The 15,401-nt window shown below is 44.3% G+C and carries 17 protein-coding genes; 3 read left to right on the forward strand and 14 right to left on the reverse strand.

Annotation, left to right across the window (positions count from 1 at the left end; genetic code table 11):
• Positions 1 to 939 carry a glutaminase A gene (gene glsA / locus SHAL_RS14050; protein WP_041416021.1) on the forward strand — a complete coding sequence of 313 codons (939 nt, stop codon included), beginning with the start codon at positions 1 to 3 and terminating at the stop codon, positions 937 to 939.
• Between the two features lie 198 nt (positions 940 to 1,137).
• On the opposite strand, the gene blaOXA is transcribed toward glsA, so the two are convergent.
• Entirely contained in the window at positions 1,138 to 1,995 is an 858-nt protein-coding gene (gene blaOXA / locus SHAL_RS14055; RefSeq protein WP_012277791.1) for a class D beta-lactamase, read from the reverse strand.
• A gap of 27 nt (positions 1,996 to 2,022) precedes the next feature.
• Positions 2,023 to 2,802: a TSUP family transporter gene (locus SHAL_RS14060; protein ID WP_012277792.1), complete on the reverse strand. Its 780-nt coding sequence runs from the start codon at positions 2,800 to 2,802 to the stop codon at positions 2,023 to 2,025.
• A 120-nt stretch (positions 2,803 to 2,922) separates the two neighbouring features.
• Here SHAL_RS14060 and SHAL_RS14065 point away from each other — a divergent pair, with 120 nt between their 5' ends.
• Positions 2,923 to 3,813: a LysR substrate-binding domain-containing protein gene (locus SHAL_RS14065; protein ID WP_012277793.1), complete on the forward strand. Its 891-nt coding sequence runs from the start codon at positions 2,923 to 2,925 to the stop codon at positions 3,811 to 3,813.
• Positions 3,814 to 3,855: 42 nt separating this feature from the next.
• Here SHAL_RS14065 and SHAL_RS14070 read toward each other — a convergent pair whose 3' ends face one another.
• From SHAL_RS14070 to SHAL_RS14095, 6 genes are all read right to left on the reverse strand, one after another.
• Positions 3,856 to 5,829, reverse strand: coding sequence for an NERD domain-containing protein kinase family protein (locus SHAL_RS14070; protein WP_012277794.1), 1,974 nt, complete (start codon positions 5,827 to 5,829; stop codon positions 3,856 to 3,858).
• A 116-nt stretch (positions 5,830 to 5,945) separates the two neighbouring features.
• Complete coding sequence (locus SHAL_RS14075) at positions 5,946 to 6,332, reverse strand: ribonuclease E inhibitor RraB (RefSeq protein WP_012277795.1); 387 nt, start codon at positions 6,330 to 6,332, stop codon at positions 5,946 to 5,948.
• Positions 6,333 to 6,351: 19 nt separating this feature from the next.
• Positions 6,352 to 6,582, reverse strand: coding sequence for an RNA-binding S4 domain-containing protein (locus SHAL_RS14080; RefSeq protein ID WP_012277796.1), 231 nt, complete (start codon positions 6,580 to 6,582; stop codon positions 6,352 to 6,354).
• A 78-nt stretch (positions 6,583 to 6,660) separates the two neighbouring features.
• The gene (locus SHAL_RS14085; RefSeq protein WP_012277797.1) at positions 6,661 to 7,194 is read right to left on the reverse strand and encodes a GNAT family N-acetyltransferase; all 534 of its coding nucleotides are present in this window, start codon (positions 7,192 to 7,194) and stop codon (positions 6,661 to 6,663) included.
• 33 nt (positions 7,195 to 7,227) lie between these two features.
• The gene (locus tag SHAL_RS14090) at positions 7,228 to 7,506 is read right to left on the reverse strand and encodes a peptidylprolyl isomerase (protein ID WP_012277798.1); all 279 of its coding nucleotides are present in this window, start codon (positions 7,504 to 7,506) and stop codon (positions 7,228 to 7,230) included.
• Between the two features lie 132 nt (positions 7,507 to 7,638).
• The gene (locus SHAL_RS14095; RefSeq protein WP_012277799.1) at positions 7,639 to 9,471 is read right to left on the reverse strand and encodes a DUF885 domain-containing protein; all 1,833 of its coding nucleotides are present in this window, start codon (positions 9,469 to 9,471) and stop codon (positions 7,639 to 7,641) included.
• Between the two features lie 76 nt (positions 9,472 to 9,547).
• Here SHAL_RS14095 and SHAL_RS14100 point away from each other — a divergent pair, with 76 nt between their 5' ends.
• A complete protein-coding gene (locus tag SHAL_RS14100) occupies positions 9,548 to 10,054 on the forward strand; it encodes a diguanylate cyclase domain-containing protein (protein ID WP_012277800.1) in 507 nt (168 codons plus the stop codon).
• Positions 10,055 to 10,127: 73 nt separating this feature from the next.
• Here the strand turns inward: SHAL_RS14100 and SHAL_RS14105 are convergent, their stop codons facing one another.
• Genes SHAL_RS14105 through SHAL_RS14130 form a run of 6 tightly spaced genes read right to left on the reverse strand, consistent with a single transcriptional unit; the run spans position 10,128 to position 15,079 of the window.
• Positions 10,128 to 11,375, reverse strand: coding sequence for a tetratricopeptide repeat protein (locus tag SHAL_RS14105; RefSeq protein WP_012277801.1), 1,248 nt, complete (start codon positions 11,373 to 11,375; stop codon positions 10,128 to 10,130).
• Between the two features lie 2 nt (positions 11,376 to 11,377).
• A complete protein-coding gene (locus SHAL_RS14110) occupies positions 11,378 to 11,998 on the reverse strand; it encodes an energy transducer TonB (RefSeq protein ID WP_012277802.1) in 621 nt (206 codons plus the stop codon).
• Between the two features lies 1 nt (position 11,999).
• Entirely contained in the window at positions 12,000 to 12,404 is a 405-nt protein-coding gene (locus tag SHAL_RS14115) for an ExbD/TolR family protein (RefSeq protein ID WP_012277803.1), read from the reverse strand.
• Between the two features lie 13 nt (positions 12,405 to 12,417).
• Entirely contained in the window at positions 12,418 to 12,942 is a 525-nt protein-coding gene (locus SHAL_RS14120) for a MotA/TolQ/ExbB proton channel family protein (protein ID WP_041416023.1), read from the reverse strand.
• Positions 12,942 to 14,297: a MotA/TolQ/ExbB proton channel family protein gene (locus SHAL_RS14125; protein WP_012277805.1), complete on the reverse strand. Its 1,356-nt coding sequence runs from the start codon at positions 14,295 to 14,297 to the stop codon at positions 12,942 to 12,944. Before SHAL_RS14125 ends, SHAL_RS14120 begins: the two co-directional genes overlap by 1 nt.
• Positions 14,297 to 15,079 (reverse strand): DUF3450 domain-containing protein, encoded by a 783-nt coding sequence (locus SHAL_RS14130; protein WP_012277806.1) that lies wholly within the window; start codon positions 15,077 to 15,079, stop codon positions 14,297 to 14,299. The genes SHAL_RS14125 and SHAL_RS14130 overlap by 1 nt, the downstream gene beginning before the upstream one ends.
• Positions 15,080 to 15,401 lie beyond the last annotated feature (322 nt).

A 15,401-nucleotide genomic window follows, 5' to 3' on the forward strand; every position in this document is an offset into this window, starting at 1 on the left:
ATGATGGTCTTATTAGCCGATGTTATGCAACAAGCATACGATAAGTACAAAGGCAAGCATGGCGGAAAAAATGCCTCTTATATTCCGTACTTAGCACAAGTGCCTTCAGAGTTAACCGGAATCGCTTTTGTATCAGTTAACGGTGAAGTCACCAGTTTTGGTGACAGCAACTATCACTTTGCAATTGAGTCAATCTCAAAAGTGATTACCTTAGCCTTAGCATTAGAGGAGTCGGGAAGTGAAGCTGTCCACAGTAAAATTGGCGCCGATCCAACTGGATTACCTTTCAACTCTGTTCTTGCATTAGAGATCCATAATGGCAAGCCACTCACACCGCTAGTCAATGCAGGCGCAATGGCAACTGTGAGTTTAATCAAGGCAGATGACAAGGAGCAGCGCTGGCAAAAAATCCTCGACTGCCAGTCACGCTTTACTAACAGTGCAACGAAATTATCAGATGAAGTAAACCAATCGGAGCAAACCACCAATACTCACAATCAAGCCATCTCTTTACTGCTAAAGGCGGCGGGATGCATGTATAGCGATCCGCTTGAAGCCTGTGATGTATATACACGTCAATGCTCAACATTAATTAACTGTGTCGAGCTGGCCACGATGGGGGCAACATTGGCCAATGGTGGCTTTAATCCATGCAGCAAACAAACGGTTATTCACTCAAAAAACGTATCGCATATTCTTGCCGATATGACGATGGAAGGCCTATATGAACGCTCAGGCGACTGGGCCTATGATGTTGGATTACCCGGTAAGAGTGGCGTGGGTGGCGGTCTAGTTGCTGTCATCCCTAATGTTGGCGCACTTGCCACCTTCTCACCTCCTTTAGATCCGGCCGGTAATAGTGTTAAAGGACAGCTGATGATCAAACATATTAGCCAATTAATGGGCTGGAGTGTGTTTAACACTAAGATTGAATCATAGCCGTATTGAACAATAGAGATATTACACAGAGAGTGCCTCACAGGCACTCTCTGATCATTTCAAATACACCTCTAATCGCAAACAAGGAGTTTGGCTAAGGAACTGAAATCATAAATCGGGTATCTTGGCGAATTGATTGTTTAACTGAAGTATTAAACCTCTTTTGGCGACTAGCGACTAACTGAGGACCGCTAGTTATTACTTAGCAGGTAGCGCCTCAATAGACTGTAAGATCTCCCGTGTGATGGTCTCTCGTTTATAAAGATCTTTCATCCTATTTGGTGTATCGATATTTAAAGCAAAAAATACTGGGCCTACTGGCCACTCTACCCAACCAACCCACCAGCCATATTGCCCTTGCCAGCCTGTTTTCGCCCGTAAAATCCAATCTTTACCCGCTTCAACAATCATAATATCTTTAACTAATAACTGGTCAGCTAAATCAAAAGGTAATTCGTTTCGATATAAAGCCTGTAGAAATTCCACTTGTTCTGTGGCTGAGATAGTCAACTTGCCATCAATCCAGTAACTGTCACTGTCTTCGATTACTTTATCAAAGCTCGAGTCGGCATTACCGTAATCAATTAGCGACAAGTATTGCTGGGCTTTTGGTTCGCCAAGTTGTTTTGCAAATTCGTCATAAACCCACACTGCAGAGTATCGCATGGCTGAGCGCAGGTTCTGATCTTGATTGTGCAGCGTGAAACTTCTTTTGACCCCATCCCATTTGAACGTCTGAAACTCATCTTTAACCAGCTTGGCATCCAAAGCAAATAGCGTGTGTGGAATTTTATAGGTCGATGCAGGTGAAAACCTCTGCTGGGCACGCTCACTATCAACAACCCAGAGCTTGGCTTTAGGGCCGCGCTCATCGCGCACCACTATCGTCCCCTTGGCATCGTAGTGATTAAAATATTGCTGCCAATCAGAACGTTCCTCAAGTGCTGCCGACACCTGAAAAGGTGTGGTAATAAAAACCGCTAGCGGAAGAAAAAGACGTGCCCAATATCCCGTATTGTTATTTGTCTTTATATCGCTAGGTTTAAGCACACTCATCAAAAAGGTCATCCTTAAAAATAGTATTTATAGCCACGCAAATAGATCGTACTGCGCCGATAACAACTTAACGCTCATGACAATCGACATCACCACCACTAACGGCTTAATTATTTTGGTGCCCTTGGTAAGCACTAGACGAGAGCCAAGCGTTGCACCAATCGCTTGGCCGATAAGCATCACACCACCCAGCATCCAGAATACCTTGCCGCCAATGGCGAAAAAGATGAGCGATGCGATATTAGTTGAGAAGTTTAAAATTTTGGCATGAGCGGTGGCTTTTGCCAGCCCGTAACCGGCGAGCGATACGAACGCTAACGCAAAGAAACTGCCGGTTCCGGGGCCAAAAAATCCATCATAAAAACCGACCCCCAAGGCTGCTGTAAAAGCAAATACACCAGGGGTGAGCACTTGTAGCTTATCGTCTTCGCTGATCTTTTTAGAAAACAAAAAGTAGCCTCCGATGGCTAACATCAAGAAAGGCAAAAACACTTCTAAAAATGCGGTATCGATCATCTGTACAGCAATCGTGCCAAGCGACGCACCAACAAATGCACAGGCAATACTGAGCTTCATATCACCGAGCTTCACCATACCTTTACGTACAAAATAAAAGCTGGCAAAGAAGCTACCACCACAGGCTTGCAGTTTATTGGTCGCCAACGCCACTGTTGGCGGAAGGCCTGCCCACATTAATGCCGGTATGGTTAGCAGGCCACCCCCACCCGCAATCGCGTCGATAAAACCCGCCAACATGGCAATAAAAAATAGCAGTGCAATAAGCTCAAAAGTAAGATCTAGAGTCATGATTCGTTAACAGATAATTTAAGTGTCGCTATTAGACGTGGTTTGCAGTTAAAACACAAAGGAGTTATTGTTCGCCTTAAGTGAGTTTTTTTCACACTAAACACGATTAAGGCGCCCCTAATGTATTCACATCTCCCCCCATTAAATGCGCTTAGAGCCTTTGAAGCCTCAGCTCGATTAATGAGTTTTACGCTTGCAGGCAAAGAGCTATATGTCACTCACGGCGCAATAAGTAAGCAAGTTAAATTACTGGAAAACTTTGTGGGTATGCCATTGTTTATTAGGCAGCACAGAAGCCTTAAATTGACCGATGAGGGGGAGCGTTATTTTGTTAATGCACAAGCGGCTCTTCAAACCATTAATAATGCAACCAGCGACTTAATTACTCAGCCTCTTAGAACCCAAACGCTGGCTATCAATGTGCTGCCTAGCCTCACTATCAGTTGGCTGATCCCGAGAATGGAAGAGTTTAAGTCACGCTATCCTCACCTCTATGTGGATCTGTCAATCGGTGATTTTGAGGTCGATTTTAACAAGGTTAACTACGATATTGCCATCCGCAGTAGCACAACGGTGCCCAAAGCGGCCAACGTATTAACCTTGATGGATGAGGATCTGTGTTTGGTCTGCTCACCCGATTTGGCGCCAGCCCTCAATACTCTTGGCGACATCAATAATATGACATTGCTACAGCACACCACGAGACCGGGTTTATGGCAACTGTGGGCACAGACTGTTGGTGTTACGTTAACAACGGATAAGAAATTCGGCGTCGAGCATTTCTATATGCTGAGCCAAGCGGCGGCCAGCGGTATGGGCGTGGCGCTTATTCCACGCTTTTTTATTGAAGATGAACTTAGCACAGGCAAGTTGGTGATCCCTTTCGAGGCAAACTTCATCAGCCCCTACCGTTACTATTTATTAACGCCAAAATCGAGTAACCTGCCGTTAAAAGTGCAATCTTTTATCGACTGGCTACTCGAACTTTTTAGCCCTTATCGGCACCATTAATCTCGGTGCCGCTGATGGCCATCAGCCTTATACTGGTTGCTATTAGATGACGTCATTTTCAGCTAAGTCAAACATCTCTAAATAGTTCATACCAGCATGAACATTCAAGTCAAAGTTAAGCACTTTATGGCAAACGTCATAAAGTGCTTCACCGAACCACTCTCTATCAAACGCTTCCAACGCATTAATAATACCTGATTGGCATAAGTCCCCTTTTAAGCTCTCGGGCGCCATCGCATCTATGAAGCTGGCGACTAAGCCATAAAGATCCCTCTCAGCTTCGCCTTCAACTTCCCATAGCGTTGGATCTGCATACTGAGAAGCATAATGGCTAGCGGCAATATCGAGCCCGATACCAAAGTTAACCAATATCGCTTTATTCGGATTACAGATGATATTTTTTGGACAAATTGCGCCGTGATAGATATCCATTTGGTGCATGTATTGCAGACCCGTCAGCAACTGAGTAAACCACATCAAAGGCTGACCGAGGCGGATCTCCTCAAGCTCATCAATAGAGACGCCATATTCCCACGCCCTTGCAATAAACAGGTTTTCACTTTGCGGTAGCTGACCAAAAGCCAGTACCTTTTCAATATGCGGGTGGTATATTTTGGCTAAGCTGCGGTAAATATTACTCAGCGTCGGCCAATTGGCTTCGACTCGACTGTAAATCGATATGCCGCATTGATATTGGCCCTGCAGATGTGTTGCACGCCAGAACTGGCTGGTTTCAGTGGCAGCAATAAACTGTTCTAATCTGAAGTGGTGGTCAACAATTGCTCCAGCGGTTATCTCTATCTTCTCTGGCACAGTGTCGCATACACCATGGTCAATCAACGCCGACAGGTCGCTACGCAGTGCATCCAAGTCGGTTGTACCTCCAGCGACGGCCTCTCGATACCATTGGTAAACTCGAGGTTGTTGGGTTTGCTCTGCAATCGCCAAGAAGCCTTCAGCATAGGCTTTAATATCATCGCTGCTGCTAACATTATCTTTAATATCAATAAACTCGACATCGCCCATGTCAGAGACAAAGATACAATTACTGGTCCAGCCGCCCACGGTAAAGCCACGGCGATGGATCTGTTGTAACCCCGTCACACTGCGGCGTAACACTTCAAGCAGTTGGTAAGTTGTCATCTGCTCAGACTGGAGCACATTGAGTGGTACACCGCGGGGCATACGGATAGGAAGTACTAACTGCTCACCATCTTGAATAAGGGGTGCACAATAGGGAACACCACAGCAGCCAGATAAAGATTGTAACCTCTGAAACTCACTTCTAAGTTGAGCTTCATGAGTCTCAGACTGTTCGCTATCAGTAAACTGTGTTGGGATCAGTACCTTTAGCAACCAAGGCGCAGTCCATTCGCCAGGGTTATACTCTGCCTGCCAAACTTCTAGCCCGCTTTGAATAAACAAACATTTAAGTTTAGTAAAGTCTTGGATCTTATTATTGCGTTTCTCAACAATTGCAACTTGACCTATCGTTTCCAAAACCAACTCTTTCTGGGTATCGGTGACTTGATGCTTTCTTGGTGCAGTGAGCCCCCACTCCTTGGTTAATGCCTCAACAATTTGCTTAGGCGTATAAATACTCAGTGAGCCTTGCTGTTTTTCAAGCTCGATCTCTTCACCTTTACGCCCAGTCACAAACACCATGCCTTGGCACCAAGGAGCGTAAACTCCGACAGGGATTTTGTGCTTGACGTTGCCCGCCAAGACACGTGCGACATAATTAGCCTTTGCTAAGCTATTATCAACTTCGCGGCCATCTAGCGACCATGCATGCAAACCCGCATCTAGACGGCCAATATAGCCCTTCACATCGACAACGTATACGCCCCACTCGCCGATCACCAGCGCATCGACTTCCATGGCTTGGCCCGATTTAGTCGGGATTTCAACATTGGTCAGTAAGATATAATCTTCTGGGAGCTCATCAGCTAACAAGGAGAATGCCCAACGTTCGGCATCGTTAACAGGTGTCCCAAAACTTATCATTCTTGCCATTCTTTTCTCCTTCGGTGGCAATTATTCTTAGATAAACTAACAACATTCTCATCTTATAGGCACAAAAAAGCCACTTATATAAGTGGCTTATTTTAAAAATGATTTTGAGTGTTAATTTAGTGCTTACAACCGTCACCGCACTCATGTTCATCATCGGCAAAATCGTCATCGCCTTCTTGATGTTGCATCACTCCCCAACCGTCGGTGATACCACCAAACTCTTGGGCAAATTCATGTAGGCTTATCTCTTGCTCTACAATAGCGTCGTATTCTGGCACCATGTTTAGGCAAACGATTAATTCCCACTTACCTGAATCATCATTCAGTAGTAGTTCAATTTCGCCTTCAAGATCTGATTTGCCTAGCTCTTCTAGTGCTGACTCAGCATCGCGTTGATCATCAAAAACTAAGAAGAAGTCGACATCAAGTGCTACCGATAAGTCGATACCTGCATCAGCCATGGCTTCAAGCATCTTGCCATTATCATCATCTGGAAATTGCATGTTAATCCTCTCTTGTCACTTACTCAGCGATAACTTTAACGCTTTCGCCGTTAAAACTAACAACTTCACCAGCAACCACCTTTTTGCGCTTGCGGGTTTCAACTTCGCCATTAACGGTCACTTGCCCTTCAGAAATCACGTGCTTAGCTTCGCCACCAGCACTCAACATTCCTTGAACTTTCAACACTTTGTATAACTCGATGTAAACTTCGCCTGACTTTAATGTCAACGTTGGAGTATCTGAACTCACGGTATTTCGCCTTAAATAATCAAAACTGACAGCATTATAGCACCCAATTGAGATGCCTATACATGCTTTCTAGTGTTGCTAAACTCTTTCTGTTGCTAAGAGTCCATAAACGCAATCGTTAAACCATTGCTCGCCGATTTTACAGTTCTCTCGCAACAAACCTTCGCGCTTAAAACCACACTTTTCCAGCACCTTAGTTGAAGCAATATTTTGCTCTACACAATAGGCTATAAACTTGTGGGGCGCGTAGGATAGGCATGCCCAATCGACAATCGCCTTTAAGCTCTCACTGGCATAACCTTGCCCATGAGCGCTTGGGTGCATCATATAACCAACTTGCATTTGCGCCATTTCGGCATCGCTATTATGCAGCCCAATGAAACCAATAAAGTCATGTGTATGGGCATCCTCGATAATAGTGAGTAACCACTCGCCTTCACAAAACTCTCGATTTTCTAAAACACGCTCGAACTTTTGTCGTATCTCCGATTCAATCTGAGGCTTTCGTACAAACTCATTTAGTTGTTCACTTGAATGAGTATATAGAAAGTTATCCCAGTCTCCTGGAGTAACCGTTCTTAACCTGAGTCTATCGGTATACAGTTCGAGCATGTTTCCCCTCTTGTTTAGCAAAGCTAAAGGCGATTAGCCTCTGCTTGTTACTTCAAGAAGATGGTAACCAAACTGAGTCTTAACTGGACCTTGAACTTCGTTCAATGGCGCGCTAAAAACCACTTCATCAAATTCTTTTACCATCATGCCTGGACCAAATGAACCTAGATCGCCGCCTTGAGCTGAAGATGGGCAAGAAGAGTTTGCTTTAGCTACATCACCAAAATCGGCACCATCAAGGATCTGTTGCTTAAGATCTTGACACTGAGCTTCGGTATCTACTAATAGGTGTCTTGCAGTCGCTTGTACCATGGTTAATCTCCAAAAATATAAATGTCATTGCCTGTTAGGCAAAAATAAACCCAGCCAGTATATACCATTATTTATAGCCAAACGACTTGGAAATACGGTACATCCCAACTGGGTTTTTACTGATTAGCTCGCTTACTTTTGCGCAGCTATCCAATCGTTCACTTTTAACTCCATCACTTCCATCGGCAACGAGCCTGAAGTGAGGATTTGGTCGTGATACGCTTTTAAATCAAACTGTTCGCCCAGCTCTTTTTCCGCTTGTGCACGCAGCGACAAAATCTTTAACTGGCCTACTTTGTAGCTCAATGCTTGGCCAGGAATCGCCATATAACGCTCAACTTCTGCGATAATGTCAGATTCCGCCATTGGCGAATTGTCTTTCATATACTGAATCGCTTGCTCACGAGTCCAACCTTTAGCATGAAGACCCGTATCGACCACTAAGCGCATAGCACGCAGCATCTCATCTGAGAGCTTACCAAAGTATTGATATGGGTCGTTAAATAGGCCCATCTCAATGCCTAAGTACTCAGCGTATAGTGCCCAGCCCTCTTCAAATGCAGTGTAGTTTCCAAAGCGTTGGAACTCAGGCACACCAGATAGCTCTTGCTTAATCGCGATTTGGAAGTGATGACCTGGCGCAGCCTCGTGCAGAGACAGCGTCGTCATGCCCCACTTTGGCTGTGCCTTAAGGTTATAGGTATTAATATAGAATACCCCCGGACGAGAGCCATCAACCGCTGGAGCATCGTATGAGGCACCTGCTGCCGATTGCTCTCTAAAGCTTTCTACAGGCTTAACCACATAATCGGCTTTTGGCATGACATTGAAGTACTTAGGTAACTCTAGATTGATTTTATCTTTAAGAACCATGTAGCCATCAATTAAGCCTTGGCGGTCTGTAAAGAAGTACTGTGGCTCTGATGACAATGATGCGAAAAAGTCACTTAGGTCGCCTTCAAAACCAACTTGAACTCGAACTTTGTCCATTTCAGATAAAATACGGGCAACTTCATCTAGGCCAATTTTATGGATTTCATCGACAGGCATGGTCGTTGTAGTGTGCGAATTAGCAAGATGCTGGTACCAAACTTTACCGTTTGGTAGCCCCCACCAACCATCAGTTGCACGGGATGACTTCAGGTAAGTATTTTGAAAGTAATCGCGAAGCGATGTCAGCTCTGGCAGCAGCTGCTCACCAATTAACGCCGTATACTCTTGAGTCAGCGCTTGTTTGTCTGCATCTGAGAATGACTCAGGCATCAAGGTGATCGGGGTATAGAACAAGCTGTCGCTAATGTTATCGACAAGCTGAGCACTTAACTGAGGAATAATACGTTCAACAAGCACACGCGGCAGTACCACTTTGCTCTGGACACCTTCATCCATACGAACTTGTGCGAGCTTAAGCCACTCAATAAAGCCTTGTAGACGTTTCTCCCAGTTACGGTAATCTTCAACAGTGTTAAATGGTTGGGCGCTTTCACCACTGCCAAGTTGCACCATGCTAATCACAGTGCTATAAAACTGGTTCATTGGCATAAAGTGATTAGGGAATGTCTCATCCGCTAAGGCGACATTACGATCATAGTTAAACATGTCATAGCTGAGCTTTAACTCGTTTGATAGCTGACTACGATCTATTTTTTTGACCTCTTTTAAATAGCGCGTGTTGAGATCGTGACGCTGCTTTAAGTATGCATCAGATAAACCATCGCCAAATTGATCGTTGTAGTCATTAACGCCAACAAATGTGGCGTAAATAGGCTCCAGCTGCAATAAATCCTTAAAGTAATTATCCACTAACAACAGATAGACTTGCTCTGCAGATTGCATTTGAGCGGATTGTTCAGCTGTAGGTTGCGCAGTTTTCTCTGCTTGCTGGATTTGCTTATTATCATTTTCACCACAGCCTGCTAACCCTAAAATCGCGCCAATAGACAACGCCAGTACCGCCTTCCTCATTTTATTATTCCTTTTATTTATCGTTCTATGTTCTATCTTTTCTATACTTAAACCAGAAGCACATAAGGAGCTTTTAATGATTTATTCATTCAGTAATTCTGGTTTTAGAGATCCTGAAACAGGCGTTTATAACCAAACCTATTTTATGGAAGTCTTCAATCGTGAATGGCACCGCCATATACGTGACCACAAAAGTCTCGCCTTATTGTATCTATGCCCACACATTCATGAAACTATTTCTCAACCACAATTGTTAGAATTATTCATGAAGCAAGTACAACAAGCCCTTCTGCGCAGTACCGATCTACTCGCTAGGCTTGATAATCAAGCCTTTGCATTAGGCATTTTTGAGGTTGATGATGCTGGAGCTCATGTGGTTATTGACCGATTAGAGCATGCGATTAACGAGTTTAATCATCAGCTACACTCTCAACACCACGGCTTAATCAAGTACGAACTTGGAGGCTGTGTTTGCCGTCCAAATAAAGACCTTTATCTCGATACGCTATTTGAAGCAGTCGAGCATCATACTGAGCTAATGCGATTGCCTCATCCCGTTGAACATAGGCTTATTCATCTCTAGCGACAAAGAATTGCTCACCAAATTTAAGACATAAAAAAGCCCCTTAAAAGGGGCTTTTAAACAACTCATTAAGTTAAAGGGTCACGTTATGAACGCGCGCTTTTTCTTTAATGTAAGCGATATAGCTCTTAGCTGAACGCGCAGTCTTCTTATCATTAGCAGCAAGCTTGGCATATTTATATGCTGACTTGTACTGCTTTAAGCTGAGATAAGCTAAAGCAAGTTCGAACTGAGCTTCACCTGGATTATTAATTCCAGCATCCAAAGCCTTTTTCAGCGCAGTGATTGCAGACTTATGCTCACCATCTAGGGTTAGGATACGACCCTGTCTCAGGTACAGCTTGCCAGCATTATTAACTGCAGCCGCTTTACCGTAAGTGTTAGCAGCTTGTTTCAGCTCCTTAGCATTATGGTAAAAACCAGCGAGGATAGTTAAGGTCTTTTCATCTTCCTTAATCATTCCTGACTTCATATGCTTAGAATAGATCTGCGCTGCACGGTATGGCGAACCATTTTGTGCTAACAGCTGGGTCAAACGAGTAATATTACCCGCCGTTTCCAAAAATCCATTCATATAAGCCAAGTCATAAGTCGCTAGTGACTTTGTATAGTCCTCTGTCATCAAATAGAACTGAGCTAACTGAACCCAGAGGCGCTTGTCGTCCGGAAATAATGGCACCATGACTTCAAGAACATTAACCGCTTCCTTATACTTCTTTTGATTGAAGTAAGCAGTTAGCTTCATCTGATATAGGCCTTTATCTGGCTTTTCCGTGATGGCTAAACCTTGGTCAGCAACCTCAAGCACCTTATCCCACTGCTTCTGCTCAGAATATGCAATACCGATACGACGGTACACTTGCGGATCTTCTTTACAGGTAAACTCCATCCACTTGTAGTACATAGGGATAGACTCTTTGAACTGCTTCTCTCCAATCAGGAGATCAGCATAGAGTCTTAGAGTTTGCGCGTGGTCAACGCCGCCCAGAATATCAGCATCTACAGCAGATTTAAGGTACTTAATCGCCGTAGCCATATCTCCTTTTTCCGCATAGAAGTTACCTAGCATACGGGCGATATAGGCCTTATCGAAGTCATTCTTTGCATTGGCTTCTAAAAGAATCGCAATAGCCTCATCAACATTACCTTCGGTATATGCCTGAAAAGACTTCTGTACTTTTTTAGAGGCGCTTTGGCCAACAGCTTTCGATTTACGCTTCTCAATCGGGCACTTCTCTGCTGCATAAGCAACAGGAGCAACCGCGATACTTCCACCTAAACAAAGTAATAAAGCAGCAGCAATCGAATTAACTTTACGCATAATTATCTGCCTCCTTTATCTAGAGTGAAGTCAAGTTGGACCGTCATACCAGGTTGTTTAAGGGCTTTGCCATCAACAATCTTTGGCTTGTACTTCCACTTTTTAAGTGCACGACGCGCTTCTTTATCAAAAACACGCTTAGGTTCAGCCTTGATGACTTTAACGTCTTCAACACCACCTAACTCGTTAATCGTAAAGCGAAGCTGTACCCAACCTTCTTTACCATCACGTGCAGCAGCAATTGGATACTGAGGCTCGATTCGAACGATAGGTGTAGCATCACCGTCGCGCGTCATCATGTTGCCTAGTTTAAATCCAGTGTTTGCACCACCGGCATCAACTCCACCCATGTTAAATGACATATTAGTATCAATGTCAGATGAACTATCTGGTGGCGTAGTATCCGGCTTTGGCGGCTGCTCAGGAGGTGTAGGCGGTTTAGGCTTAACCCTTGGCTTTTTCTGCGCTGATGCATCATCTTTGTTCATGGTGATTTCAATGACAGGTGTTTCTGTCGAGGAATCGTGGCGGGTTGGACCGCCACCTACCAAAAATGCCATGAAGACAAACAAAGCAAAAGTCACAGCAGCACCAATTATCAGTGATACTATTCCTCTCAGCATATTATTCGTTCCCCGCCGATACAGATATCTTATCGATACCCGCAGCTTTTACGTTATCAAGTACCTTAACCACTAAACCATGTTTAGCGTCTTGGTCTGCTTGAATTAATACTGCAGCCTCTGGTGCTTCTGCAAGCATACGCTCTACGTTTGCAGTTACACGTTCGATATCAACTTGACGGTTTTCCATCATGATGATGCCAGTCTTGCTCACACCAATAAAGATGTTCGCCGAAGGCTTCTTCGTCGCTTGTGATGCTTCAGGCTTGTTATAGTCAAGGCCTGATGGCTTTACAAACGATGTTGTTACAATAAAGAAGATAAGCATGATGAACACGATGTCGAGCATCGGGGTCATATCAATCTCAGCTTCTTCGTCTACGCTTGAATGCTTTCTACGTGCCATGTTCAATCTCTCTCTAGTGGTGAGGCATGCTGTCTTTTAGCTTTGCTAAACTGATTTTCATTTTCGCATCGAGACGAGTACTAAAGAATACTCCCGATAATGCTGCGACCATTCCAGCCATTGTCGGCATGGTCGCCATTGAAATACCAGCTGCCATCATACGAGCATTACTCGTCCCATGAACTGCCATCACATCGAACACTGAAATCATACCGGTTACGGTACCTAGTAGACCTATCATAGGACAGATAGCAACTAAGGTTTTGATAAGCAGCATACGTGCAGTTAAATCTTGCTTCGCTTGGGATACCCAAGCTTCACGGATGCGGTGTGCGTACCAAGAGGTTGAATCCTCTCGCGCTTCCCATGCCGTAATGATTGCTTTGTGCGCTTTTGGTGATACCCAATTGAGATACCAGTAACGCTCAAGCATCAATACCCACATAGCAAACAACACTGCCGCTACCAACCAGAGGACGTCGCCCCCGGCGGCCATGAAGCCCCTGACGGAATCCCACATATCCATCAGGAATAACATTAGGCTTTCCTCTTCTCAGCGTGCGATGCAACGATACCCGCGCTTTGCTCTTCAAGGATCTGCACGATTGACTTGCTACGTGCAATTACAACAGCGTGCATCAACATTAACGGTAGAGCAGCAACTAGACCTTGAACCGTCGTCATAAGCGCCATAGAGATACCACCCGCCATAAGCTTAGGGTCGCCCGTACCGAACAACTGAATACTTTGGAAGGTTGCAATCATACCGGTTACGGTACCAAGTAGACCCATCATAGGTGCGATAGCGGCAAGAACCTTGATGATAGAGATACGCGATTCTAGTGCAGGTGTTTCTTTCAGAATTGCTTCGTCAAGTTTTAGCTCTAGTGTTTCAACGTCAACATCTTTGTTGTCTTGGTATGCTTTAAGTACACGGCCAAGTGGGTTGTTACCAGGATTATCTAGGTGCTTACGTTGCGCCTTAACTTTCGCGCCAACAACACCTAGCGTAATTAGGCGCTCGATTGAGATTAGTGCACCGAGAGCTAATAGTGCCATAATGATGTAACCGATGGTTCCACCTGCTTCGATACGATCTTCAATAGTCGCTTTTTGGGTAAAGATGTTCAGTAGCACACCTTTAACCGGGTCGATATAAAGTTGAGATGAACCAGCCGTTGTCTCTTCAAATACAGCAATAGGCTTTGTTTGGTAACTACCTGGTTGCTGTGAAAGCTCCTGAACTAGACCAAGCTCAGCGTTATAAACAACATACTGACCATTGGCTAAAAGATTGAATGGACCAACACGAGTAATCGTCGTGTTGTTCACGCTACCGTCGATACCGGTTACAGAGCCTTCAAACTTAACCACTTTCCCAGACTCAGCCATTTCGAACAGCTGCTCTTCCCAGAAACGCTCTAGCTCATCAATTTTTGGAAGTTGCTTACGCGCACCTAGGTCGGCGATAAAGACATCACGTCCAGGATACTGTGCAGAAATATTTGAACCCGCTAACTTGCCCGCGAAGTCACCGGCATCACCTTTAACAACACCAAACATTTCACCCAAGTCACCTTGAGCTGTTTTTAAGTCTTCTTCTAACTGACCAATTTTGCGCTCGTTATCCAAAAACGCTTGGTTTAAGTCTTTACCGCGTTGACGCTCTGTCGCTAAAGCATTTTTCTCACGCTTTAACAATGCAGCTTTGTCGCCACGCTCATTTTTAAACTCTTGCTCACGCTTTACGTTTGTCTTAGATGCATTGGCACGATCGACTTTTACTTGATTAAGTAGTTGATCGATTGTTTTCGGTGCATCTGCAGCGCTAGCAATACCGGCCGTTAATGACAGGCTCGCAGCAACGATTGCTGTAGTGATAAACTTCTTCATTATTGTGCAGCCTCCGCAGCAGGAATTGGTAACGAGAATAGATCCGGTGCACCCTGTTTACGTGCAATGCGGATACCTTTAGTGAGTTCACGCAGGTAGCTATCATCTAGCTTATCCCAGCCTTTAGTCTCATCGTTATACATCCAGGCTGACTTACCATCTAAGCTCTGAGCGTAAAGTGCTACACGACCGAGGTTAAAGAAGTCTACGAGTACTTCTTTACCGTCAAGTTCTAACTGACCGGTTTTAACCGCAATGAAGCCACCATATTCACGCTCGATTGAGTATGCATCTAGGATTAGACGATACTTTTCTGCGAGAGTGACTTCAGCACTGTTAAGTAGGTTTTTAAGGTTTTCGACACGTGCAACACGTGTTTCAGTGTTAAATGGAAGGTCTAGAGCAACAAACTGCTCTAATGCGTCAACCATCTTAAACATCAATGGCACTACGCCCTGACGTAATGCATCAACACCGTTGATGTCACCTTGAATAGATTTCATGGTAGCTTCTTGGTCTGCAACCAGACCTGCTACGTAGTCGTTATAAGATTTTAGTGATTCACGTTCATCAGCAACTGACCCATACTCGAACAACATGTCCTGAGCTTGGTCAAAATACTTATCGACTTTCTTTTGAGATGTTGCGGCTTCCGCGTGAATTTTAGCGTCAGCTTTCTGAACATCAGAAAGAGGATCGGCAATCACTAAGTTGCTGCCTGCTAAGGCTAGTGCGCCAATGAGCGCTGTAGCGATTTTTGTTTTATTGCTTACCTTGGACATAGTTCCCAACCAATTTGAAGTGATTAAAAAAGCTTTAACTTATCGACAACAGGGTGCATGCGCTTATTTTGCTTTAGTTCCCTATTGCCTAAGCCTGTCTTTCTATTGTGATTGTTAATTATTATCTTCCTTTGCTACATCTTCGAGGATGTAGACCCGCTGGCATCATTTCACAAAATGTTGACCTGTGTCAACATTGAGAAACAGCAAAAACTATCAGAAAACGAGCTTAAAGGATGGAAAATAATCAAAAGGGACTTTTTTCAAAAAATGATGTAAACAAAATTGAAACTATGATGAATAAAGCTTGAGGCGCCCCCAC

The sequence above is a fragment of the Shewanella halifaxensis HAW-EB4 genome (assembly GCF_000019185.1).
GTDB lineage: Bacteria > Pseudomonadota > Gammaproteobacteria > Enterobacterales > Shewanellaceae > Shewanella > Shewanella halifaxensis.

Coding starts and splice junctions, on each gene's coding strand:
- glsA (WP_041416021.1), top strand. CDS start 1: ATGATGGTCTTATTAGCCGATGTTATGCAACAAGCATACGATAAGTAC.
- blaOXA (WP_012277791.1), bottom strand. CDS start 1,995: ATGAGTGTGCTTAAACCTAGCGATATAAAGACAAATAACAATACGGGA.
- SHAL_RS14060 (WP_012277792.1), bottom strand. CDS start 2,802: ATGACTCTAGATCTTACTTTTGAGCTTATTGCACTGCTATTTTTTATT.
- SHAL_RS14065 (WP_012277793.1), top strand. CDS start 2,923: ATGTATTCACATCTCCCCCCATTAAATGCGCTTAGAGCCTTTGAAGCC.
- SHAL_RS14070 (WP_012277794.1), bottom strand. CDS start 5,829: ATGGCAAGAATGATAAGTTTTGGGACACCTGTTAACGATGCCGAACGT.
- SHAL_RS14075 (WP_012277795.1), bottom strand. CDS start 6,332: ATGCAATTTCCAGATGATGATAATGGCAAGATGCTTGAAGCCATGGCT.
- SHAL_RS14085 (WP_012277797.1), bottom strand. CDS start 7,194: ATGCTCGAACTGTATACCGATAGACTCAGGTTAAGAACGGTTACTCCA.
- SHAL_RS14090 (WP_012277798.1), bottom strand. CDS start 7,506: ATGGTACAAGCGACTGCAAGACACCTATTAGTAGATACCGAAGCTCAG.
- SHAL_RS14095 (WP_012277799.1), bottom strand. CDS start 9,471: ATGAGGAAGGCGGTACTGGCGTTGTCTATTGGCGCGATTTTAGGGTTA.
- SHAL_RS14100 (WP_012277800.1), top strand. CDS start 9,548: ATGATTTATTCATTCAGTAATTCTGGTTTTAGAGATCCTGAAACAGGC.
- SHAL_RS14105 (WP_012277801.1), bottom strand. CDS start 11,375: ATGCGTAAAGTTAATTCGATTGCTGCTGCTTTATTACTTTGTTTAGGT.
- SHAL_RS14110 (WP_012277802.1), bottom strand. CDS start 11,998: ATGCTGAGAGGAATAGTATCACTGATAATTGGTGCTGCTGTGACTTTT.
- SHAL_RS14115 (WP_012277803.1), bottom strand. CDS start 12,404: ATGGCACGTAGAAAGCATTCAAGCGTAGACGAAGAAGCTGAGATTGAT.
- SHAL_RS14120 (WP_041416023.1), bottom strand. CDS start 12,942: ATGTTATTCCTGATGGATATGTGGGATTCCGTCAGGGGCTTCATGGCC.
- SHAL_RS14125 (WP_012277805.1), bottom strand. CDS start 14,297: ATGAAGAAGTTTATCACTACAGCAATCGTTGCTGCGAGCCTGTCATTA.
- SHAL_RS14130 (WP_012277806.1), bottom strand. CDS start 15,079: ATGTCCAAGGTAAGCAATAAAACAAAAATCGCTACAGCGCTCATTGGC.